Source organism: Halopseudomonas laoshanensis (assembly GCF_008365385.1).
GTDB classification, from domain to species: Bacteria; Pseudomonadota; Gammaproteobacteria; order Pseudomonadales; family Pseudomonadaceae; genus Halopseudomonas; species Halopseudomonas laoshanensis.
This window is the reverse complement of record NZ_QOVF01000004.1, coordinates 93,679-117,931: the sequence shown is the minus strand read 5'-3', so window position 1 is coordinate 117,931 and position 24,253 is coordinate 93,679. Positions and strand designations below refer to the sequence as shown.

At 58.4% G+C, this 24,253-nt stretch carries 15 protein-coding genes; 8 read left to right on the top strand and 7 right to left on the bottom strand.

Annotated features, from left to right (window positions below; translation table 11 throughout):
* The first annotated feature begins 41 nt into the window (after positions 1-41).
* Positions 42-1,511, top strand: a complete 1,470-nt coding sequence (gene dacB, locus DT594_RS13975) for a D-alanyl-D-alanine carboxypeptidase/D-alanyl-D-alanine endopeptidase (protein ID WP_246164646.1) — start codon at positions 42-44, stop codon at positions 1,509-1,511.
* A gap of 22 nt (positions 1,512-1,533) precedes the next feature.
* Here the strand turns inward: dacB and rlmKL are convergent, their stop codons facing one another.
* Positions 1,534-3,771 carry a bifunctional 23S rRNA (guanine(2069)-N(7))-methyltransferase RlmK/23S rRNA (guanine(2445)-N(2))-methyltransferase RlmL gene (gene rlmKL / locus DT594_RS13970; protein ID WP_149333250.1) on the bottom strand — a complete coding sequence of 746 codons (2,238 nt, stop codon included), beginning with the start codon at positions 3,769-3,771 and terminating at the stop codon, positions 1,534-1,536.
* A gap of 262 nt (positions 3,772-4,033) precedes the next feature.
* Here rlmKL and rmf point away from each other — a divergent pair, with 262 nt between their 5' ends.
* Positions 4,034-4,249: a ribosome modulation factor gene (gene rmf / locus DT594_RS13965; protein WP_096344775.1), complete on the top strand. Its 216-nt coding sequence runs from the start codon at positions 4,034-4,036 to the stop codon at positions 4,247-4,249.
* 106 nt (positions 4,250-4,355) lie between these two features.
* On the opposite strand, the gene DT594_RS13960 is transcribed toward rmf, so the two are convergent.
* From DT594_RS13960 to DT594_RS13950, 3 genes are read right to left on the bottom strand one after another with little or no spacing between them, the layout of a single operon-like run.
* Positions 4,356-5,384, bottom strand: coding sequence for a quinone-dependent dihydroorotate dehydrogenase (locus DT594_RS13960; RefSeq protein ID WP_149333249.1), 1,029 nt, complete (start codon positions 5,382-5,384; stop codon positions 4,356-4,358).
* Positions 5,385-5,435: 51 nt separating this feature from the next.
* Positions 5,436-5,693, bottom strand: a complete 258-nt coding sequence (locus tag DT594_RS13955; RefSeq protein WP_246164645.1) for a DUF2835 domain-containing protein — start codon at positions 5,691-5,693, stop codon at positions 5,436-5,438.
* The gene (locus DT594_RS13950) at positions 5,694-10,601 is read right to left on the bottom strand and encodes an NAD-glutamate dehydrogenase (protein WP_149333248.1); all 4,908 of its coding nucleotides are present in this window, start codon (positions 10,599-10,601) and stop codon (positions 5,694-5,696) included.
* A gap of 198 nt (positions 10,602-10,799) precedes the next feature.
* On the opposite strand from DT594_RS13950, the gene DT594_RS13945 reads away from it, so the two are divergent.
* From DT594_RS13945 to DT594_RS13920, 6 genes are read left to right on the top strand one after another with little or no spacing between them, the layout of a single operon-like run.
* On the top strand, positions 10,800-11,759 hold the full coding sequence (locus tag DT594_RS13945) for an AAA family ATPase (protein WP_096344778.1): 960 nt from the start codon (positions 10,800-10,802) through the stop codon (positions 11,757-11,759).
* 2 nt (positions 11,760-11,761) lie between these two features.
* On the top strand, positions 11,762-12,712 hold the full coding sequence (locus DT594_RS13940) for a DUF58 domain-containing protein (RefSeq protein ID WP_178091530.1): 951 nt from the start codon (positions 11,762-11,764) through the stop codon (positions 12,710-12,712).
* Complete coding sequence (locus tag DT594_RS13935) at positions 12,709-13,194, top strand: DUF4381 family protein (protein ID WP_178091529.1); 486 nt, start codon at positions 12,709-12,711, stop codon at positions 13,192-13,194. Before DT594_RS13940 ends, DT594_RS13935 begins: the two co-directional genes overlap by 4 nt.
* Positions 13,187-14,194 carry a vWA domain-containing protein gene (locus DT594_RS13930; RefSeq protein WP_149333245.1) on the top strand — a complete coding sequence of 336 codons (1,008 nt, stop codon included), beginning with the start codon at positions 13,187-13,189 and terminating at the stop codon, positions 14,192-14,194. The genes DT594_RS13935 and DT594_RS13930 overlap by 8 nt, the downstream gene beginning before the upstream one ends.
* Positions 14,184-16,013 carry a VWA domain-containing protein gene (locus DT594_RS13925; protein ID WP_178091528.1) on the top strand — a complete coding sequence of 610 codons (1,830 nt, stop codon included), beginning with the start codon at positions 14,184-14,186 and terminating at the stop codon, positions 16,011-16,013. The genes DT594_RS13930 and DT594_RS13925 overlap by 11 nt, the downstream gene beginning before the upstream one ends.
* Positions 16,010-17,689: a BatD family protein gene (locus DT594_RS13920; RefSeq protein ID WP_149333243.1), complete on the top strand. Its 1,680-nt coding sequence runs from the start codon at positions 16,010-16,012 to the stop codon at positions 17,687-17,689. The genes DT594_RS13925 and DT594_RS13920 overlap by 4 nt, the downstream gene beginning before the upstream one ends.
* Before the next feature lie 170 nt (positions 17,690-17,859).
* Here the strand turns inward: DT594_RS13920 and DT594_RS13915 are convergent, their stop codons facing one another.
* The 3 genes from DT594_RS13915 to DT594_RS13905 form a co-directional block, all read right to left on the bottom strand.
* Positions 17,860-20,211 carry an efflux RND transporter permease subunit gene (locus tag DT594_RS13915; RefSeq protein ID WP_149333242.1) on the bottom strand — a complete coding sequence of 784 codons (2,352 nt, stop codon included), beginning with the start codon at positions 20,209-20,211 and terminating at the stop codon, positions 17,860-17,862.
* A gap of 42 nt (positions 20,212-20,253) precedes the next feature.
* A complete protein-coding gene (locus DT594_RS13910; protein WP_149333241.1) occupies positions 20,254-21,390 on the bottom strand; it encodes a YCF48-related protein in 1,137 nt (378 codons plus the stop codon).
* 225 nt (positions 21,391-21,615) lie between these two features.
* The gene (locus DT594_RS13905) at positions 21,616-23,994 is read right to left on the bottom strand and encodes an efflux RND transporter permease subunit (RefSeq protein ID WP_149333240.1); all 2,379 of its coding nucleotides are present in this window, start codon (positions 23,992-23,994) and stop codon (positions 21,616-21,618) included.
* Positions 23,995-24,253 lie beyond the last annotated feature (259 nt).

Sequence of the window (24,253 nt, the reverse complement as noted above, 5' to 3'; positions counted from 1 at the left end):
ATTAGAGCAGGCCATATGACACCCTGGAGTAACCGCTAATTATGTGCCTTTCACTGCGCTATTCATTGCGCCGCCTGTTACCTGCCACTGCCCTGCTGCTGAGCACCACGGTGCTCGCCGCCGACTTGAGTAGCCTGCCGAACCAAGTAAGAAACTCGCTGGACAGTGCCCGCATTCCAGCCAGCGCAATGTCGCTGGCGATTATCCCGCTTGAGGGTCAGGGCGTAGCCCAATATGTGAACGCTGACCAGGAAGTAAACCCGGCTTCGACGATGAAACTGGTTACCACCTATGCTGCGCTGGAACTGCTCGGCCCCACTTACCAGTGGCGCACCTCATTGCACGGTACCGGGCCAATAGAAAATGGCGTCCTTCAAGGCGACCTGGTGTACCGCAGCAGCGGCGATCCGAAGGTAACCCTTGAGCGCATGTGGACACTGCTGCGTGATCTGCGCGCGGCAGGGGTGAAGGAAGTGCGCGGTGATCTGGTTCTGCAGCCGGCTGATATGCGCATGCCATTGAATGCGCAACCCTTCCCGGATGACGGCAACGACCCCAGCAAGCCCTTTCTGGTGGAGCCCGACCCACTGCTGACCAACCTCAAGGTGCTGACACTGAGCAGCTATGGCGAGCGCGGTGGCGTGCGCATTCATCTCGAACCGGCGCTCCCCGAAGTGACCATCGACAACCAGCTCAAGTTGCTGCCAAAGGTCAGTTCCTGCCCATGGCCCAACATCGCCTATGCAATCAAGGACCAGGGCACCCAGGCGCAGGTCACCTTGACCGGGGCCCTGCATGAAGGTTGTTCGGTACAGCGCTATATGTCTGCGTTGAATGCGGCCACCTATACCGGCAGCGCGTTGCGCTCGTTGTGGGAGGAGATGGGTGGCAAGATCAGCGGCACCACACGCGTCGGTTACATGCCCAGCGGTGCACAGCAACTGGCTTATAACGATTCTGCCGATCTGGTCAGCATCATTCGCGACATCAACAAGTTCAGCAACAACACCATGGCCCGCCAGCTGTTCCTGGCAATTGGCCGCGACCAGCGTGCCCCGGGCGATGTGGATGACTACCAGGCGGCGGTCCGCAGCATTGATGAATGGATGAGCCGCAAGGGAATGCGACCCAAAGGCCTGGTATTGGAGAACGGCTCGGGGCTATCGCGAGTGGAGCGCATGACCGCACGCGACTTGGCAATGCTGCTGGAGCATGCCTGGAAAAGCCCTTACGCCGCTGAGTTTATCGCTTCCATGCCGCTGGCAGCGATGGACGGCACCATGCGCCGGCGCATGCTCAATACCCCGGTGGCCGGGCGAGCGCACATCAAAACCGGCAGCTTGCGCAGCGTACGCGCGATTGCCGGTATTACCCAGGATGCCAATGGCAAGAGCTGGGCCGTCGCTGCCATCGTTAACCATCCTGCCGCTGGCTCAAGCCGTCAGGCACTGGACCGCGTGCTGACCGATGTGCATCGGCGCTCCAGCACCGAAATGGCCACTAACCAGTAAATCCGGGTGGCCCTAAGGCGCATCAGCGACGGCTGATGCGCCAGGTACGGTGAATCCGTGTATTGCGCTGAAAGTCCTTGTCCAGCGTCTGCGCGGAAATATCACTGACCTCGTACTTGTCCTGCAATGCCGCATCCAGCCGGAACCGCCGGAAGTTGTTGGAGAAGTAAGCCACACCCCCTGTAGCCAAACGGTCCATCGCCATTTCAATCAGACGGACGTGATCGCGCTGCACATCAAACACATCGTCCAGCCGTTTGGAATTGGAGAATGTCGGCGGATCGATAAAGATCAGATCATATTCGCCGCGATCCTCTTCCAGCCACTGCATCACATCGGCATGGACCAACTGGTGCAGGTCGGACAGGCCATTGAGCGATAGATTACGTCTGGCCCAGTCCAGGTAAGTCCGCGACAGATCGACACTGGTGGTGCTGCGAGCACCGCCGACGGCAGCGTGCACGGTTGCACTGGCGGTGTAGCAGAACAGATTCAGAAAGCGCTTGTTGCGTGCCTCAGCGGCCAGGCGCAAACGCAGCGGACGGTGGTCGAGAAACACCCCGGTGTCCAGATAATCGGTCAGATTGACCAACAGCTTTACCTGGCCTTCGTTAATGGTAAGAAACTCGCCCTTGCGGTCCATGCGCTGGTACTGGGCACTGCCACTTTGGCGCAAGCGCTGCTTGAGCACCACTTGAGCTGGAGGAATCCCCAACACCCCGGGCAAAGCGACCAGCACATCCTGCAAGCGGGCCCGGGCCTTGTCTTCACTGATAGTCTCCGGCGCCTGATACTCCTGAACGTGGGCCCAGTCACCATAGAGATCGATGGCCACGGCGAATTCGGGCATGTCGGCGTCATAAACGCGGTAACAGCTGATGTCCTGCTGTCGCGCCCATTTACCCAGATTTTTCAGATTCTTTTTCAGTCGATTGGCAAACATCTGCGCCGACTCGCTGAGCCGGGCGTTGGTCTGTGGTGCGTCAGTTACTGGCGGCGCCGACGGCTGTCTTGAATCCGCCTGTTGTTCAGGCTGGGCCGCTGACTGGTTGCTGCGCTCCTGCATTGGCTTGGCCGAGCCCGTAACGTAGCGCTCTGGCTGCAGATCCATCAGTAGCAGTTTGCAGGGTAGCGCGCCGTTGAACAGAGCGTATTGCTTATGGCTGCGGATGCCCATGCGCTTGCCCAGGTCGGGATTGCCGGTGAAGATCGCCGCCTGCCAACCCTCACACTGCTGACGCAGCACTTCGCCCAGCTTCTGGTACAGATACACCAGGCTGGCCGCCTCGCCGAGCCGCTCGCCATAGGGCGGGTTACAGACGATCAGGCCTTTCTGGCCCTTGTCCGGGCTAGGTGCGAAGGTCGCCAGCTCGCCCTGGTATACCTTGACCCAGTTGCCCAGACCGGCACGCTGGATGTTGTTGCGCAGCGGTTGCAGCAGCCGCGGATCAGCCTCGTAACCGCGTATCCAAAGCGGCTCACGGGCCAGGCCCGCTTCCGCACGCTGCTTAGCCTCGGCGCGGACCGTCTCCCAGAGTGCCGGATCATGTTGCAGCCAATGACTGAAGCCCCACTGCTCGCGCTGGAGATTGGGTGCCATATCAGCGGCCATCATCGCCGCTTCAACCAGAAAAGTACCAGAGCCGCACATCGGATCCGCCAGCGCGCCCTGGGTTTCAGCCAACTGCGGCCAGCCTGCGCGAAGCAGAATCGCCGCGGCGAGATTTTCCTTCAGGGGCGCGGCGCCCTGCTGCAATCGATAGCCGCGCTGGTGCAGGCTGTGACCCGACAGATCGATCGCCAACTGCGCTTCGTTACTGCGGCAATGCACATTGATACGCAGATCAGGATTGACCCGATCAACGCTGGGGCGACTACCGTCGGCCTTGCGCAGACCATCGACGATGGCATCCTTTACTTTCAGCGCGCCGAAGTGGGTGTTGTCGACCCCCGGCAGAATCCCGCCGAAATCTACCGCCAGGCTACCTTCAGGCAACAGATGCTGCGACCAGTCGATACCCGCCACACCTTCGTAAAGACCTTGAGCGTCAGCCACCGGAAAGCGCTCGAGTATTAATAGCACGCGATTGGCCAAGCGCGACCAGAGGCAGATGCGATAGGCCAATTGCATGTCACCCTGCAGGCTGACGCCTGAATGTGTCTCCCGTGGCGACTGTGCACCGAGGGCTTTCATTTCGTCGAGTAGCAGGCCTTCGATACCACGTGGGCAGGTGACAAATAATTCAAGAGTTTCACGCATCTAATTGATTTCCAGAACACAGTGACAGAATGAGTGCCGGGTTATTGCGTACCCGGCTAAGGGGCATCCCAGGTATGCCAAATCGATCTTTGGGTTGGCGGCAATCCGTAGGGTACAACAGTAACTCTTGAGTACGGGAAAACCTATTTGGGGGCAAGCTCATCGGCAAGCCCCCACGGTGCCGCAGGACAACCCTGTGCACCTTGCTCCCGGCCTCGCAAACTGCGAGCCGGGTTTGTACTTCAAATGAGGGCTCTACTTTATGAGAAGACTCAAGCGTGACCCGATGGAACGAGCATTTTTGCGCGGTTATCAACATGGTGTTCATGGTAAATCCCAGGATACTTGCCCCTTCAATAGCCCCACCGCCCGACAGACCTGGATCAATGGGTGGCGCGAGGGCCGGGCCGATCACTGGGACGGATTTACCGGCATTTCTGGCGTGCACCGACTTAATGAGATGCGCGCGGTAGGTTAACTCCCCGATCAAGTTTATTTTCCCATGGCGCTTCACTAAAGCGCCGGGCCTTTGAAACGGCCCATCGGCCCCCGCAATGCGGGGGCCTTTCATTTCAGCGGGCTGATCAGAGTGCAGCGCGGTACGCCGCCACCGCATCTACACACTCACGGACCAGCTCCGGACCGCGATAAATAAAGCCACTGTAAATCTGCACCAGACTGGCGCCGGCCTTGAGCTTTTCTACCGCGTCAGCGCCCTGAAGGATGCCGCCTACGCCGATGATCGGCATACGTCCTTTGAGCTCGTCGGCCAGCAGTCGGATGACCTCGGTAGACACATCGGTAAGCGGCCCGCCAGAAAGCCCGCCCGCCTCATCGGCGTGCTCAAGCCCGATCACCGCGGTGCGTTCCAGCGTGGTATTGGTCGCGATCACCGCGTCCATACCCGCCTCGACCAGCGAGTCGGCAACCAGAGCCAGATCCTCGGCCAGCATGTCAGGTGCAATCTTGATAGCGATAGGCACGTAACGGCCGTATTGAGTGGCCAGCTCGCCCTGGCAGGTCTTGATCTGCCCCAGCAGTTGCTTGAGTGCATCTCCGTACTGCAAGGTCCGCAACCCGGGTGTATTCGGCGACGACAGATTTACCGTCACATAACTGGCCCGGCTGTAGACCTTGCGCAGGCAGGTGAGGTAATCATCCACCGCATTGTCTACCGGAGTAACTGCGTTCTTGCCGATATTGATCCCCAGCACACCCTGATACCGCACCGCATCCAGGCGCGCCAGCAGCGCATCCACTCCCAGGTTATTAAACCCCAGCCGGTTGATGATCGCGTTCTGCTCGGGCAGACGAAACATCCGCGGCTTCGGGTTGCCCGGCTGGGCTAGTGGCGTCACCGTACCCACCTCGAGAAAGCCGAAGCCCATCGCGCCGAGACCGTCAACTGCCAGGCCGTTCTTATCCAGCCCAGCTGCCAGGCCAACCGGGTTATCAAACGTCAGCCCCATGACCTCGACGGGATCAGGCGCCAGCGGCCTGACCAGCTTACGCGCCAGCCCGGTACGGCCGGCGGCGCCTATCATGTCCAGAGCCAGGTCATGGGAGGTTTCGGCGGGCAGCCGAAAAAGCAGCGAGCGCATCATGGAATACATGGACAAGTACCTTGCAGAGGGAAAAATCTGGGGCAGAGTATACCTGCTCTGTCAGAAGCTGGGGGCACTGCACGGCCCTTCTCCACCCAAACGCTCCAGTGAAAGCAGCTTGCCGTCCGCGGTAAAACGCATCAGAAAGCTGCCATAGACGCCTTCATGGGTAAGAAAAGCGCGTAGGTGATGCGCCGGCAAACTCACCCTCCGGCCATCCCGGCTGACCATCAGCACCCTGCCCGCCTGGCCTCTATACCAGGCCAGATAACGTTCCGCGGGCAGCGCCACATCAACAATCAGCTGCTCCTGACTCAATCAGCTTTCCTCTTCCACTGGCGCCGCTTGCGCGCTGCCGTTTTCAGTTTCAACGCCGCTGTGTCGCGCCGCCTGGGCAAGGTCCAGCAACTCGCGCATAGCGACAGCAACCATCGGATAGTCTCCCGCGCCGGCACTCTTCAAGTCGGTCAACATCGCACGCCAGCGCTGTACTAGGAAGGGATTCAACGCGGTCCACTTCTGCACCAGTTGCTCCACCGTGTCGCCTTCACTGGCCAGTTGCAGCACCGCAATGGTCATGGTTCGAGTCTGCCAGTCCAGATCATCCCGATAGCTTTCGCGCGCCAACGCCTGCCAGTGGTTCTCCACCGGCAGATTGTTCACCTGCTGGGCGAACCAGGGCAACTGCAGTTCAGAGCCCAGCGCGAAGAACAGTTGCGCCACCAGTTCAGAAGACTGGCCAGTAGCGTCTGCCGCCTCGATGATGCCGAGCAAGGTATAGAAGTGCCCGGTACCGGCCACCAGCCGGGCTATCTGGTCCGGCACGCCGGCTTCCACATAGCCATTGAACTTGTTTTCCCATACCGCACGTACCGGGCCTTCAAACAAGCTGTCGAACTGCCGAGCCAGCGCCTCGATACGCGGCGCAAAATGCGCCACTTCCCGCTCTGGATTCAGCTCGCCACGACGGTTGCGAATAAACCAGCGGGTTGCCCGGCGGCCCAGGCGCATCAGGTCGTCCATCAGCTCGAGCTGCACTTCGGCAGGTACCTGATAATCCAGCGCTTCGATAGCGGCAAAATGCGTGGGCAGACTGAACACGTCCCGCGCAACGACATAGGCGCGCACAATATCGCCGGCAAAAGCGCCGGTGGATTGCTCAAGGCGCCGCAGGAAGGTGATACCCATATGGTTGACCAGATCGTTGGCCAACTGCGTCGAGATAATCTCGCGACGCAAGCGGTGATTACGTAGAGCGGGCGCATACTTTTTCGCCAGAACGGCGGGGAACGCGGTTTCCACCTCACGCGCCAGATAGGGGTCTTCAGGCACATCGGTAGCGACCAGCGCTTCCTTGAGGTCACCCTTGGAGTAGGAGATCAACACCGACAACTCGGGACGGGTCAGGCCGCGCCCTTGCGCTGTGCGCTCGGCCAACTGATCATCCTCGGGGATGTATTCCAACGAACGGCTGAGCTTGCCGCTGGCCTCCATCGCGCTAATAAAACGCCGGTATTCGGTCATGGTTTTCGCAGCCTGACGCTGCGCCAGACTGATGGCCTGGGTCTGCTTGTAGTTGTTGGCCAGCACCAGGTCAGCCACCGCATCGGTCATGCTGGCCAACAGCTTGTTGCGCTGCTTGCCGGTCATGTCCTGCGCGGTCACCACCTCGTTGAGCAGAATCTTGATATTGACTTCATGGTCCGAGCAATCGACCCCGCCGGCGTTGTCGATAAAGTCGGTATTCAGCGCGCCGCCCTTCAGGCAGAATTCCACGCGGCCCAGCTGAGTCATGCCCAGATTGCCGCCCTCGCCGATCACCTTGCAGCGCAGGTCGCGGCCATCGACCCGGAGAATGTCATTGGCTTTGTCACCGACGTCCGCATGGCTTTCAGCGCTGCCTTTGACATAGGTCCCAATGCCGCCATTCCACAGCAGATCAACCGGGGCCTTGAGCAAACGGTGGATCAGTTCATTGGGCGTCAGTTTGTCGGCATCTATATCAAACAGCTTGCGCATCTGCGGGGTCAAGGTGATCTGTTTGAGGCTGCGCTCAAAAAGTCCGCCACCCGCCGAGATCAGCTTCTGATCATAGTCGGCCCAATTCGAGCGCGGCAAATCAAACAAACGCTGGCGCTCATTGAAGCTGGCCTCGGGATCCGGATCAGGATCGATGAAAATATGCTGGTGGTTGAACGCCGCCACCAGCTTCAGGCTTCGTGACAGCAGCATGCCGTTGCCGAATACGTCGCCGGCCATATCACCGATGCCAAGCACGGTCACCGGGTCGGTCTGCACGTTCAAACCCAGCTCGCGGAAGTGCCGCTGCACTGACACCCAGGCACCCTTGGCAGTGATACCCATCTTCTTGTGATCGTAGCCAGCGGAACCGCCGGAAGCGAACGCATCGCCGAGCCAGAAATCGTATTCAGCGGCAATGCCGTTGGCGATATCCGAGAAGGTCGCTGTGCCCTTGTCTGCCGCCACAACCAGGTAAGGATCGTCCTCATCGTGGCGTACAACCTGAGCCGGCGGCAGCACATTACCTTCATGCAGGTTATCGGTAATATCTAGCAAGCCTTTGATAAATAAACGGTAACAGGCGATTGCCTCCTGCTGCACTTCATCGCGTGTGCCGCCCAAGGGCAGGCGCCGCGGAACAAAGCCGCCTTTCGCACCGACCGGAACGATAACCGCGTTTTTGACCTGCTGGGCCTTGACCAGACCCAGCACCTCGGTGCGATAGTCTTCCTCACGATCAGACCAGCGCAAGCCGCCCCGGGCGACCTTGCCACCACGCAAATGAACGCCTTCAAAACGCGGCGAGTAGACGAATATCTCGTACATCGGCCGTGGCAAAGGCAGCTCGGGAATCGCCCGAGGATTGAACTTCAGGCTGATGTAATCCTTTACCGCACCGTTTTCGTCATTCTGATAAAAGTTGGTTCGCAGCGTCGCTTTGACCAGGTCCAGATAACGCCGCAGGATGCGATCCTCGTTCAGCACCGCAACCCCGTCCAGTGCGCCAATGATGACCTGATCCAGGCGCTGCTGCATGTCTTCCAGATCGTCGGCAGACAGTTTGCGCGCCAGATAGAACCGCGTCTTGAACAGACGTACCAGCTCTCGGGCGATATCCGCATGGGTCACCAGCGTATTGGCGATGTAGGGCAACTCAAAGCCCAGACGGATCTGCTTCAGGTAACGGGCATAAGCACGCAGCAGCGCCACATCGCGCCAGGACATGCGCGCGAGCAAAACCAGCCGGTTGAAACCGTCGTTTTCGGCCAGTCCGCGCCAAACCTGCACGAAGGCATCACGGAACAGTTCGTTGACTTCCTGTATATCCAGACTGCTGTCGAGCGCATAGGTAAATTCGAAGTCGTGGATCCAGAAGCGGGTACCGTCACTGCGCTCGAAGCAGAACGGAAACTCGCCCATCACGCGCAAACCGAGGTTTTCCAGAATCGGCAGGATGTCCGAGAGCGGTAGCGGCTCATGCAGGTGGTAAAGCTTGCAATGCAATACCCCGGTTTTCTGCGACAGCGGTTGATAGAAACTCATTGCCAGTTGCTGCTCACTGCTCAGACTGAGCATGTGCTGCAAATCGACCACACCGCTGGCAGGGGTAAAACGCTCCACATAACCGGCAGGAAAACTGCCGGCAAACTGCTCCAGCGCTTCGGTGGCTTTGGCTTCACCCAGCGTCTCCAGCAGACGATCACGGAAATCATCCTTCCAGTTGCGGCAAATCTGTATTACATCCTGCTCGATCTTGATGGGGTCCACATCCAGGTCCTTCTTCGGATCAACACTGAGGATAAATTGTGTTCGCGCCAGTACCGATTCGGAGAAATAGGTCCAGAACTCGCATTCGGTCGCCTGCAGACGCTCCATCAGCACCTTTTCTATCTTCAACCGGATATCCGTGGAGTAAACATCCCGTGGGATATAGGCCAGGCAGTAATAAAAGCGACCGTAATTGCCGCTGCGCAGGAACACGCGAATCTGGTTGCGCTCCTGGATCTGCACAATACTCAGTGCTGTCTCACTTAATTGCTGCTCGGACATCTGAAACAGATCATCGCGCGGCAATACCTGCAGCACTTGATCCAGTTCCTTGCCCAGATGGCTATGCGCGGTAAATCCAGATGCCGCACGTACGGCATCAACCTTGCGGCGCAAATGCGGAATATGCTCGACCACGTCGGAGTAAACGCGTGAGGTATAAAGCCCCATGAAGCGGTGCTCCACCAACACCTTGCCCTTGGCGTCAACCTCGCGAATGGATACGTAATCCGGGTACGCCGGCCGATGCACCTTGCTGAAATCAGAGGCCTTGGCGAATGACAGCAGCACCGGGGATTGCAGATAATCAAGCACCTTGTCCGGCAAGCCCTTCAGCGATTCATCACGCCGAGTGAGGCTCAATACGCCCAGACAGGCATCCGTATCGATGCCCAACTGCATGTTTTTCAGGCCAGTAGCCACGCTGAAGCGTTCATAACCGAGGAAGGTAAAGTGGTTGTCCAGGAGCCATTTCAGAAAGGCCTGGCACTCACTGCGGTCTTCGTCCTGGTAATAACTGAAGCTCTTGGATTTGCTCTTCAACGCCTCGATCAAGCCCTTAGCCTGGGCCTGCATCGCGGCAAAATCACCGACTGCCGCGCGCACATGCGACAGCACCGTTTTCAACCGGTTACTCAAGCGCTTCAGCTCTCCAGCGCTCGAACAGCGGTCCACCTCAATATACATCACCGACTCGTAGGTCGCTTTGGCGGGAGCCTTGTCGCGGCTATACAGCGCCTTTAGCTGGCCCTTCTCATCGCGCTCAACCGCCATGACGCTGTTCTGCAATGTATGAATGGCATAACCGGCACGGTTCAACTCCATGCGCACCGAATCCACCAGAAAAGGTGAGTCCCTATGCACAATCTCCACGATCGAATGCGTGGATTGCCAGCCGTGTTGCTGAATGTCAGGATTGAACACGCGGAGCTTTTCAGCTTCGCCATCGTAATTCTTGAAAAAACGCCAGTAGGACAGCGTGCAGCCGAACAGGTCGGTGTCATGCCTGGCCAGCAGTTCCCCTAGAGGGACTATGCCGAAGAACTGCACGGTAAAGCGCAGGAGAATGTCCTGTTCGCTTTGCTCGACAAATTCACTTAAACGTTGTTGCAGGATGTTGAGAAATTCTTTTCTGTTGCTGGCCATGATAAATGCCATGCTGCCTCCGGAGGACCCGTTTGCGGGCTGACCCTTCATGGGTCATGGAAATGTGAAGAAAATGCACGCGGCCCGGTCACTAAAACCGGCCTTAAAAAGGCATAATAATCAGTCTAGACCATAGACCTTTCGTTACAGTGACAGTTTCGTGCATGGACACGACACTACCGAGCACGACACTACAGGGATAGAACAGAAATGACCCACAATGAATCCATCCAACAACTGCGCAGTTGGATGACGAGCCAGATTTTCGGTCAGGAACAACTGATCGATCGGATGTTGATCTGCCTGCTCGCCGGCGGTCACGTGTTGGTCGAAGGAGCTCCGGGCCTGGCCAAGACCAAGGCGATCAAAACACTTTCCGAGGCCATCGAAGCCGACTTTCACCGCATCCAGTTCACCCCTGATCTGCTGCCCGCAGATATCACCGGTACCGAAGTCTACCGCCCGGAAACCGCCAGTTTCAGCTTCCAGCAGGGGCCGATATTCCATCACCTGGTGCTGGCTGACGAGATCAACCGCGCGCCGGCCAAGGTCCAATCTGCGTTGCTGGAAGCGATGGCGGAGCGGCAAGTGAGTATCGGCCGCGAGACCTATCACCTGCCCGAGCTGTTCATGGTCATGGCTACCCAGAACCCGATCGAACAGGAAGGTACCTATCCACTGCCAGAGGCGCAGCTGGATCGCTTTCTGATGCATGTTCGCATCGGCTTTCCCGATGCGGCCCTGGAGCGGCAGATTCTGCATCTTGCTCGCGGGGAAGCCCAGGGGGTAAACGCGCGTATCAGTCAGCGCATCAGCCAGGCATCCATTCTCGCCGCCCGCCAGGAAGTATTGAGCCTGTTCATGGCCGACGCGGTGGAGGAATACATGATCCAGCTGATCATGGCGACGCGGCGCCCGGAACTGTATAGCCCGCAGTTGGCGGAGTGGTTGCAGCTCGGCGCCAGCCCGCGCGGCACTATCGCACTGGATCGCTGCGCGCGGGCGCATGCCTGGATGGCCGGCCGCGACTTCGTCAGTCCCGAGGACGTGCAGGCTATTGTGCATGATGTGCTGCGGCATCGGCTGATGCTCAGCTTTGAAGCGGAGGCCGCCGGCATTGATGCCGACAAGGCGATCAATCTGCTGGTCGAATCGGTAGCGGTGGTCTGACGGTGAAGGCCCCGGTGGCGCAGAGCCGTGTGTATATCAGCCTGGATGATTTGCTCAACAGCCGGCAGCATTGCCAACGCCTGCCGCTGTTTCGCGGGCCAGTGCGCGCCAGTCGCCAACTGGGCCAGCAATTTACCCGCCTGCGCGGGCGCGGCGTCGACTTCGACCAGGTGCGCAGTTATCAGCCTGGTGACGATATCCGCAGCATTGATTGGCGGGTGACGGCGCGCAGCGGCAAGGTTCACACCAAAGTATTCAATGAAGAGCGCGAGCGTCCGGTATTTTTGATGTGCGAACAAAGCGACCGCATGTTCTTCGGTAGCCAGACCTGCATGAAATCGGTACTGGCGGCGGATGCTGCCAGCCTGATCGCCTGGACCGCTCTGGCCCATAATGATCGTGTCGGCGGGGTCATCTTTGGCTCCGAATGCCATGAAGTGCGTCCGCAACGTAATCGCCGGGCGATCCTGCGCTTGTTCAGTCTGTTGAAGGAGGCGAACAACGCCCTGCAGCCGGCCAGCAAAGCCATCAGCGACATGCCCTCCGAGCCACTCAACCTCGCCTTGCGCCACAGCCGCGAAGTGGTCAAGCCAGGCAGCATTCTATACTTGCTCTGTGACCATGCGGCTATCGATCATCTGAACCAGACGTTGCTGATCAATCTGGCCGTCCACAATGATCTGGTGCTGTTACCCGTGTACGACGTCATGGAAAGCCAGTTACCCGCGCAGACCTCTCTGGCGTTCATGCAGGCCGACGACCGTCTGACGCTTAACACCGCGGATGCCGCTCTGCGAAATGCCTACGCCGACCAGTTTATCGCCCAGCAACAGGCCTGGCAGCGCCTTTCCCGACGCTTCTCCTGTTCCCTGTTCAGCCTGCATACGGGCAGCAGCGCGGTCGACCAGCTGCGCGACATGCTCAGCAGCCACAAGCATCGGAGTACCCAGTGAGCGAAGACCCAAGCACAGCGCTAAGCGAGGGCTTGTATGCCTCGCTGGTGCATCCTGCTGCGCCTCCGCCCATTCCTTGGTGGCCACCCGCACCCGGCTGGTGGCTGGTGCTCGGCGTATTGTTGCTGCTGGCCATGTTAACGCCCTGGCTGGTGCTGCGCTGGCGGCGCAGGTCGGCGATCAAGCTGCGCGCACAGCAAGCGTTGCGCGACATTCCAACCACACTGACCGATCAGCAATGGCTCACCGAGGTCAATACACTGCTCAAGCGCTTGCTTAAACAGCGTGGTGACACAGCGGCCACCCGTTTGTATGGCGAGCAATGGCTGGATTATCTATGCGCTCACTATCCCCGGCCACAGCGGCGCAGCCTCAAGCCTCTGGCGGCTGAACTCTACCGGCAAACCGCTGAACTGACGCCGCAACAACGCCGGGAACTACAACGTGAATTGCGCCGTTGGCTAAGGCATAACCATGTTTGATCTCGCCTGGCCCGCCGCGATTCTGTTGCTCCCACTACCCTGGGTGTTACGCCGGCTTCTACCCCCGGCCACCAACCGCACCGCTGCGCTGCAAGTCGCCTTTCTGCCGCGTCTGCAGACGCTCCAGGAGGAAGGTGCCGGCCAGCCGGCCGCCCCTGCCCGCTGGCGCTACATACTGATCTGGTTGTTACTGGTGTTTGCCTGCATGCGTCCGCAATGGCTAGGCGAACCTTTACCGATCAATATCAGCGGTCGCGATATGATGATCGCCGTGGACCTGTCAGGCAGCATGGAGTATGCCGACATGCAGCATGAAGACGAGGTTGTCGATCGGCTAACGCTGGTCAAAACCTTGCTGAGCCAGTTTATCGCCCAGCGTCAGGGCGACCGGATCGGCCTCATCCTGTTTGGCTCCAATGCCTATGTACAGGCACCACTGACGCATGATCTGAACAGCGTCAGGGTCTGGCTTGATGAAGCCTTTATCGGCTTGGCCGGCCGCCAGACTGCCATTGGCAATGCCATCGGGCTGGCGGTAAAGCGCCTTACCGACGAGCCGGCGGAAAGTCGCGTGCTGATTCTGATTACGGACGGCGCAAATAACGCTGGCGAGATCAACCCGTTACAGGCAGCGCGGCTGGCCGCCCAGGAAAAAATCCGCATTTTCACCATTGGCGTGGGTGCCGAGAGCATCACTCAGGCGGAGTTGTCCGGTACTCTGGCCATGGACCGCGACCCCTCGGTTGAACTGGACGAAGGCACGCTAACCGATGTCGCGCTGGCTACCGGAGGTGAATATTTCCGCGCTCGGGACGCAGACAGTTTTCAGCAGATCTACCAACGGATCGACCAGCTCGAACCGGCCCTGCGCGACGGACGTCCCCAGCGTCAGGCCCAGCCGCTTTATCCCTGGCCGTTGGGTTTAGCGCTGCTACTCAGTCTGCTGCTCACCTGCCTGCGCTTGAATGTGCTGCACAGAGCGCCGCGCCATGCAGATTGAAGCGCTCCAGGGTCTGGCTTTCGCACGCCCCTGGGCGCTACTGCTGCTACCCGTGGCCGGCCTGTGCTGTTGGTTGCTTTACCGTCAGGTCAATCAGCGCTCGGTCTGGGATAAACTGCTGCCGGCGCCAATACGTCTGGCGCTGTTGCAACGCCAGGCCGGGGGCAAGCACGCTGGACGCTTCCTGTTTCTAGCCGGGGCCTGGCTGACCGGCATCCTCGCTTTGGCCGGCCCGGTTCTGGATTCACCGCTACCCGCCACACAAACCAATCAATCCGCGCTGGTGATAGTCTGGGACGTGTCACGCAATATGCTGGCTACCGACCTGCAGCCCAACCGCCTGGAGCGGGCGCGACTGAAAATCCGTGACTTGATGCAGTTGCACTCGGATAGCCAACTGGCATTGATCGCTTACGCCGGCACCGCCCATCCGGTGACACCATTGAGTAACGACATGCAAACGCTGACCAATCTGCTGGTGGCACTACAACCCAGCGTGATGCCCGAGGACGGTCAGAATCTGGAGGCTGGCCTGCAGCTTGCTCGCCAAATGATCGCTGATCTGCCCCCGGCCAATAGCCGGGTACTGGTTATTACCAGCGGCGTTGAAGGCACCCAGCTGGATGCATTGCGCCAACAGGCCCGCGACCTGGGTGACCGGCTCTCCATCCTCGGCGTGGGCACTACCGAAGGCTCGCCGGTTCCGCTGCTGGAGGGTGGTTTTATGCGGGACGCCCAGGGCGGCATTCTGCTGCCCAGGCTCAACAACAAAAGTCTGACCGCAATCGCCCGCAGCACTGGCGCGCGTTATCAGCAAATAAGGCTCAGTGATCATGATCTCAATAGCCTGGTTCCAACTAACCAAAGCCTGGCCGAGACTGAGCAGGAGGCCGGCCCGAGCAGAAGCGATCATGGGCATTGGCTGATTCTTTTGTTACTGCCGCTGGCCGCTATGGGTGCCCGCCGTGGCTGGCTGGGGCTGGTATTGTGCGCAGCCCTGCTCCCTCTGCCGGCGGATGCCTCTGTTTGGCAGGATCTATGGCAGCGCCCCGATCAGCAAGCCATGCAGCAACTGCAACGTCAGCAGCCGGCAGCCGCGGCAGAACGCTTCGAGGATCCGCAGTGGCGCGCCTGGGCCTACTATCAGGCGGGTGACTACCCGGCTGCGGTGAAAGCTTACGAGGCGCTTCTGAGCGCCCAGCCGGACAATCCCGAGCATCATTTCAATCACGGTACCGCGCTGGCGATGGCGGGCGAATATCAGGCCGCCCTGGAGGCCTACGAGCAGACGCTGACCAGAGCGCCGGAGCATCAACCAGCGCGGCACAATCGCGAGCGAATAGAAGCCTTGTTGAAAGAGCTGGCCAAACAGCAGGAACAGGCTCAAGAGCAAGCATCCGGCGAACCTGACGACAGCGATGACGACAGCGGATCTGCCACCGACTCGAGCAACCGCTCGCGAACAGAAGACGACAGTAACGCCAACCCGACTGCTCCCACCGACCGACAGGAGGAAGCGCCAGGCAACAGCGAGCAGGCCGCCGCTGCGCGCAACGACGACACGTCTGGCGATGGCGGCGATGGCGAGGCAGAAGGCGATGACCCGGCGGCTGAGGCTAACGCCAATGCTGATAAGCCGGTCACAGATAACCCACCTGGTGGTTCTGATGCGGATGACAGCAGCGCCAGGACCCGCAACAATGAACAGCAAGCAGCGCTGCAGCAATGGCTACAGGATATCCCCGATGACCCCGCCGAGCTGCTGAAACGCAAGTTCCTGTACCAGCGTCTGCAGCAACTGGAAGACCTATCTCAATGATGCGATGCCTTTTGATCTGTTTATGCCTGCTGCTCGGCAGCCCTGCCCTGGCGGACATCCAAGCCAGCGTAGACCGCACGCGACTGGTGGAGGGTGAAACGCTGGAGTTGACGCTGGAAAGTGGCGCCACGAACCGCTTCAGCAGTCCCGAACTGGGCGTGCTGGAAGAACATTTCGTCATGCAGGGTACCCGCCAGCTCAGCCTGGTCAGCCAGCTCAATGGCCGCAGCCAACCTATTACCCGCTGGGTCATCACCCTCGTACCCAAACGCACAGGTTACGTGGTGATCCCGCCGATTGCGCTGGATGAAGCCCGGTCCGAGCCTATCAGCCTGCATGTGCTCTCAGCCGAAGAAGCCGCACGTGACAACAACGTGCAGATGGCCCCGGTGTTCATTGATACGGAAATGGACACCGAAACACCCTATGTGCAGGCTCAGGTGCTGATGACGTTACGCATCTACCATTCGGTCTCGCTGTATGACGACTCGAACCTGACCGGCCTGGATATTCCCGACGCGCGTGTTGAGAGCCTGGGCGCCCCCAGGCAGTACGAGCGGGTGATCAATGGCGTCCGGCATGGCGTCATAGAAGTGCGCTACGCCCTGTTTCCACAGCGCAGTGGCGATCTGGAAATTCCCTCGCAATTGTTCAGTGCCACCATCCTGCAGCCGCGTGACGCCTCGTCGCGCTTCTCTGCCCGCACCGGCCGCCTGGTGCAGGTGCGCTCGCCGAGTATCCGCCTTGAAGTGCAGCCGATTCCCGAGACTTATCCCGCTGACGCCCCCTGGATACCGGCCAAATCGGTGACATTGACGCAAACCTGGCAACCCGAGCCGGATACAGAATTGGTCAGTGGTGAATCCTTGACCCGCTCTTTAAGCCTGGAAGCGAATGGCTTGAGTGCCAGTCAGTTGCCTGCTCTAGGCAGCCTGGACGGCCTACCGGTGGAGGGCCTGCGCCAGTATGCCGACCAACCCAAACTCGAAAACGTTATTGATGAGAATGGTGTGCGCGGGGTCCGTCAGGACAGCGCCGCGTTGCTGGTGCAGAAAGCCGGCGAGTTCCAGCTCCCTGCGCAGACGCTGTATTGGTGGGACACCCAGGCAGATGCGCTGCAGCAGATCGAGCTGGAAGCCACCGCGCTGAATGTCATCAGCAGCGACAGCTTCCCTGCCGGAGCTACCCCTACCGAGACAGCCGAAGCGAGTGACCTGGTTGCGGCGGATATGCCGCTGCTCTGGCCCTGGCAATTGGCAACCGCCCTGCTGAGCTTGGCTCTGGCGGGTTGCTTGCTAATGCTTTACCGCCTGCGGCAGCGCCTGGAACGGCTCGGCCAACCGGAAACCGATGAAGAGATCTTCGATACCGTAGTGCAAGGCAATCCCTTGGCGGATCTGCAAACCGCCTGCCGCGCCAACCATCCGGCCGAAGCGCGCAAGGCGCTGGAAAGCTGGGCCAGGCAGCAGGACCCCGAAGGTCTGATCGGGGTGATTCAGCGCTACCCCGAGCTGACCGAGGCTCTGGATGATCTTAATGCCAGCCTTTTTGGGCAAAGCGAGAGCCATTGGCGCGGCAAACCACTCTGGCGTGCCGTGCGAATGGTCGTGCAAAGCCAGAAACGCCAAGCCCCGGATGAAAGCACCACCCTCGAGTCACTCTACCCCCACGTCTGAGGTGGTAGACAAAAGGCTGCGGGGGAGCACAGGTCTGGCGTCCAAACAAGATCCTCCCCTTCCACGCTCATCTAGCTGACATAAAAAAGCCGCCCCGAAGGGCGGCTTGATTACATCGCTGTTACTGCGTTCGCTATAACTGACTCGTTATAGCTGCAGAGCAGCCAGGCTTACTCACGCAACTTTTCCGGACGAATCAGGAAGCGCGCCAGAGCCGGTAGCAACCAGAGTGCACCGAACATGTTCCACAGGAACATGAAGGTCAGCAGGATACCCATGTCGGCCTGGAACTTGATGGCCGAGAATATCCAGGTGGCAACACCGATAGCCAGAGTGAAGCCAGTGAAGGTCACTGCCTTACCTGTGGTTTTCAGCGTCTCATAGTAGGCTTCCTGCAACGGCAAGCCCTGACGCAGGTAAGTCTCCAGCCGACTGTAGATATAGATGCCATAGTCGACCCCGATGCCTACACCCAGCGCGATCACCGGCAAGGTTGCGACCTTGACGCCAATGCCGAGGAAGGCCATCAGCGCGTTGGCCAATACCGACGTCAAAGCCAGCGGAATGATGATACACATCACCGCGCGGATCGACCGGAAAGTGACGAGGCACATCAGAATCACCACCGCGTAGACCGTCAACAGCATCTTGGTTTGCGACGCCTCGATCACCACGTTGGTAGCGGCCTCAATACCGGCGTTACCCGCAGCCAGCTTGAATTCCAGCTCATCAGTATTGTATTCGGCGGCAAACTCCTCCACCTCCGCGGTGACGCGGGACAATGTGTCGGCTTTGTGGTCCTCCAGATACAACATGACGGGCGCCAGGGAACATGCGGCGTTGAACATGCCGGTAGGTGCGCGGCTGATCGCGTTGTTCAGGTTATCCTGGTTGCGCGACAGGGTTTGCCAACGGAGGTTACCCTCGTTGTTGCCCATGATCACCTGCTTGGCCACCGTCACCATGGACACCGCCGACTGGACACCCGGCACGTTCTGCATGCGCCATTCCAGCTGATCAATGGCTTCCATGGTGCCGTAGGCCGAACACATTTCCGGCGGCGTGCTGACCATCACCACCAGCACGTCCGAACTGGTCGAGTAGTTGCTGATGATGAAGTCATTGTCCAGGTTATAACGCGAGTCCGGCCGCAGCTCCGGAGCACCCGGATCCAGATCGCCGATCTCGACGTTCTTGCCGTGGTAAATACCGAAACCGAAGGCAATGACCGCGAGCACGATCGACACGGGTGCAACCTTGGGATGCGCGAATTTGGCCACAGCCAGCCACAGCTTCTGCGGCCGTGAGGACATGTCACGGTTACGCTCAACGGCGCGCTTGCTGATACCAATGTAAGACATCAGGATCGGCAGCAGCATCAGGTTGGTGAGAATGATCACACCCACACCGATCGAAGCCGCAATACCCAGCTCACGAATCACTTCGATCTCGATCAGCAGCAGCGTAATGAAGCCCACCGCGTCGGAAATCAGCGCGACAATGCCCGGAATATACAAGGAGCGGAATGCCCGCCGGGCAGCGGTATTGGCATCATCGGCATGGGCGTATTCGATGGCCATGCCATTGATGATCTGTACGCCGTGGGAAATACCAATGGCGAAGACCAGGAAAGGGACGAGGATCGAATAGGGATCCAGACCGAAGCCCAGGCTACGCAGCAACCCCAGCTGCCAGATGACCGCAATGACCGAGCACACCAGAGTGGTCAGTGAGCTCTTCAGGCAGCGGGTAAAGATCATCAGCAGCACAAAAGTGATCGCCAGCGCGCCGCCAAAGAACATCACGACCAGCATGATGCCTTCGATCAGATCGCCTACCTTCTTGGCGAAGCCGACAATGTGAATGCTGATATTCGGGTTTTCCGCCTGAAACTCGGAACGGACCTTTTCTTCCAGTTGCCGGGAAAAATCCCCGTAATCCAGACGCAGCAGCTCGCCTTGATCATCCGGATTGGGGTAGTACTCCTGAAGCGGAACTTCGATGATCGTCGACTTGAAGTTATTCGCCACCAGGCGGCCGATCTCACCGGACTTCAGCACGTTCTCGCGCAACTGCTCAAGATCCTGCTCGTTCAGATAGGCGGGACGGTTGGCAACGGGCCCACCATCAAAACCGTACTCGGTCACCGCAGTCCAACGTACGTTTGGGGTCCACAGCGAGCGGAGGTTGGAACGGTCAACACCAGGAAGGAAGAACACCTCGTCGTTAATGCGCTTGAGGGTTTCCATGTACTCGGTAGAAAAAATATCACCATCCTCAATAGCGACAGCGATACGTATCGAGTTACCCAGGTTGGCCAGGTCGTCTTGATGCTCCATCATATTGACGATGTAGGGATGCTTCAGAGGAATCATCTTCTCGAAGCTGGTATCGGGCTTTACCTGTGCGGCCTGATAACCCAACAGTGCGGTTATCACGGCGAAGATAAGCAAGACAATCATGCGGTTGTTGAAGATCAACCGCTCGATCAATGGTGCGGTTTGCTGATGCTGTTTCGACATCCAGTTTCTCCTGGAGCTTTATTTTATTCCGGATACAGCCGCTCAGGGAGCGGCTGTGAGACCGTTTTCACCCGCCTTGACCGCGCCACGCTGGCCAATGAGGAGAACGCTGCCATCGTCCAGGAAGGTACCGGTAGACAGTGCTACGCGATCTGAGCGAATAGCGACATTGAAAGTGCGGCCGCGATCATCGCTGGTCAACACTACTCCGCCGATACCCACCACTACGATCTGACCATCTTCCGACAGGCTACCGCTGGACAAGGTGGACTCCAGAGGACCGTTATTCGGCGTATCCAGACTCACCTGTTCCCAGGTGTCACCGAAGTCTTCCGAACGGAACATGTTGCCACGCAGACCCCACGCCAGAACCACACCGGCTTCACCGGTACCGGTAGCGCCGAAGAAGGAACCGTCATAGGGCAAGTCAGTCAGGGTTTCCCAGGTATCGCCATAATCAGGCGAGCGATACATGGTGCCGAGTTCGCCAACCATGAACAGGCCGGTATCGGCGACTTCAGTGATCGCGTTGTAGTGGTAGCCGTTTTCGTTATCGACATCGAAAGTCAGATCTTCCCAGGTCTTGCCACCGTCGTCGGTACGCAGGAACAAACCATAGGCGCCTGCAGCAAAACCGGTATTGGCATCACGGAACCAGACGTCCATCAGCGGACGCTCCAGAAGACCGCCTTCCTGCTCGTCTCGGGATTCTTCCAGAGCCGGATCACGGTATTGCTGCTCCCAGGTCTCACCGGCATCAGCGGTGTGCAGAATCAGCGAGTCATGACCCACAGCCCAGCCATTCTTCTCATCGGCGAAGTGCACAGCTGTGAGCAACTGACGGGTAGGAACCGGAGCCTGAATCCAGGTAAGGCCCTGATCATCGGAATAGACGATGTGGCCACGGCTGCCGACAGCCACCAGCCGATCACCGACCTTTTCTACATCCAGCAACAGTACTTCGCTGGCCTTGAAGGAGATGACTGCAGGTTTTGCGTCGCCAGCAATACTGCCTTGAGCCATAGCGGTAGCAACAGGCAAACAGGTCAAGGCAGCGGACAGCCCTAGCGCAGTCAGGATCTGACGAGACAAAGATTGTTTGCGACTCTTGGCTGCCGGTTTGCTTTCAGTACCGGCTTGGCAAAGAAGTAAAGCGCGCCGCTCGATGGGCTTACGCATACACCATTCCCCCTTATTCTTATAGGTGCCTGTATTAGTACAGGCAGGGCAACCGCCGATAGCGGTCAATCAATAGTACCGGCCTTTGACAGAGCCTGCCAACCGGCCACGGTTATCTTTTGTTAATCACCACAATGATATGCAGGGGGCTGAAAAGGCTGCTTTTAACCACCCTTTCACCACCTCGGCAAGCCAACCGAAAACCGGCTGGCTTGCCGTTGCACATCAGTGGGTAAGCTTGCTCGCCGGCTTGTCGGCCATCTTCGCCGGATTGATCAGGAAGCGCGCCAGAGCGGGAAGCAGCAACAATGCACCAATCATGTTAACCAGGAACATAAAGGTCAGCATCAGACCCATATCGGCCTGGAACTTGATCGCCGAGAACACCCAGGTAGCCACACCGATAGCAAGACACAGGCCGGTAAACAGAACCGCTTTACCTGTAGAGCGCAGCGTCTCGTAGTAGGCTTCCTGCAGAGGCATGCCAGCGCGCAGGAAGGTTTCCAGGCGGCTGTACACATAGATGCCGTAATCCACGCCGACACCTACACCCAGCGCAATCACCGGCAGCGTTGCTACCTTCATGCCAATCCCCAGATAGGCCATCAGCGCGTTACCCAGTACCGACGTCAATACCAGCGGCAGCACGACGCAGATGGTGGCGGCGAGCGAGCGGAAGGTGAAGTAACACATCACGCCCACCCAGGTGTATACCAGCACCAGAATCAACAGCTCGGAGCTGGCGATCTCTTCGTTGGTCGCCGCTTCGATACCGGCATTACCGGCCGCCAGCAGGAATTTCATATCCTCGGTGTTGTACTCGGCAGCAAACTCTTCAACAGCCGCTGTGGCGGTCTTCAGGGTCTCTGCCTTGTGATCGTTGAGGAAGATCATCACCGGAGCCAACGAACAGGTATTGTTGAACATCCCTTCAGGAGCGCGACTCACTGCGCTGTTCAGGTTGTCCTGGTTGCGCGACAGGGTCTGCCATTTCAGGTTGCCTTCGTTATTACCCATCAACACCTGTTTGGCCACGGTCACCAGCGATACCGCCGATTGCACACCAGGTACATTAGCCATGTGCCATTCGAGCTGATCGATGGCCGCCATGGTTTCATAGGAGGAGCACATTTCCGGGCCGGTCTCGACCATGACCACCAACACGTCCGAGCTGGTCGAGTAGTTGGAGATAATAAAGTCATTGTCCAGGTTGTAACGCGAATCCGGACGCAGTTCCGGCGCACCCGGATCCAGGTCACCCACCTGCAAGTTGGCTTTCTGGTAGAAGAACGCACCTGTACCGCCTACTACAGCCATAAGCACCAGCACCGGCGCCAGCTTCGGGTGCGCGGTATAAGACAGCGCGCGCCAGAAAGGATGCTCACGTACCGCATCACGCTTGCTACGCTCGATAGCCTTTTTGCTGATACCCAGGTAGGAAATGGTTACCGGCAACATGATCAGGTTGGTGAACACGATGACCGCTACACCTACAGATGCGCCGATAGCCAGTTCGTGAATAACGCCAATATCGATAACCAGCAGGGTGATAAAACCAACCGCGTCAGCCAGAATCGCGATCATGCCCGGCAGGAACAGCTGACGGAAGGTGCGTCGGGCAGCGATCAGGGCGTTGTCCGCCTCACCGGATTGCAATGCAATACCGTTGATCTTCTGCACGCCATGGGAAATACCGATGGCGAAAATCAGGAACGGTACCAGCATGGAATACGGATCTAACCCGAAACCGATCAGATTGATCAGGCCAAGCTGCCAGACCACCGCAATCAACGTGGTCATCAAAACCGAGAGTGTGCTGCGGATGCACCAGGTGAACCAGTACAGCAGAACCAGTGTGATCAACAACGCAATACCGAAGAAGGCAACCACTGCGGTCAGGCCTTCGATCAGATCACCCACTTTTTTCGCAAAGCCGACGATGTGGATCTCGATATTGGGGTTTTCGTTTTGGAACTGATCCCGGATTTTTTCTTCCAGCAAGGTGGAAAAATCACCGTAGTCCAGCGCGATCAGCTCTGACTGATCCTCCGGGTTGGGATAGAACTCCTGCAGCGGCACTTCAATGATGCTGGACTTGAAGTTGTTGGCCACCAGACGACCAATTTCGCCGGATTTAAGCACGTTGACGCGCAAATCTTCCAGCTGACCTTCATCGACGTAGGAAGGATGGTTGGCCACCGGGCCGCCATCAAAGCCGTATTCGGTTACTTCGGTCCAACGCACGTTGGGCGTCCACAGTGAGCGCAAACCTGACCGGTTGACGCCGGGCAGGAAGAAAACCTCATCGTTCACACGCTTGAGGGTCTCCATGTACTCGCTGGAGAAAATATCGCCATCCTTGATCGACACGGCGATACGGATCGAGTTACCCAGACCGGCCAGGTCATCCTGGTGTTCGATCATATTGACAATATAGGGGTGCTCAAGCGGGATCATCTTGGCAAAGCTGGTATCCGGGCGGATCTGCGACGCCTGCCAGCCCAGAAAAATGGTGATCACTACAAATATCGCAACAACCAACAAGCGGTTGTTGAATACCAGCCGTTCCATAAAGGTTTCGGCTTCGTGAATATTATTCGACATCCCGACTCTCCCGGCCTACAAGCCATCTATCATTTATTGTTAGGTTTGGCGCTGACTTTCTTTTGCCCGCCAGCAACGGACAGAACTCTGGGGTAAGGGTCAAACCTGCGCCGGAAACCGGGCGTGCGACCAGGCGCAAAATCCCACTCAGGGCAGGATAGCTACCTGAAGGAAGTTGCAGAAAAACCGAAGAAAACATCTTGAGAGCAGTGCTTATAGCCCGAACAAACGGGCTGGCACAACAACCGGACGAAGCATG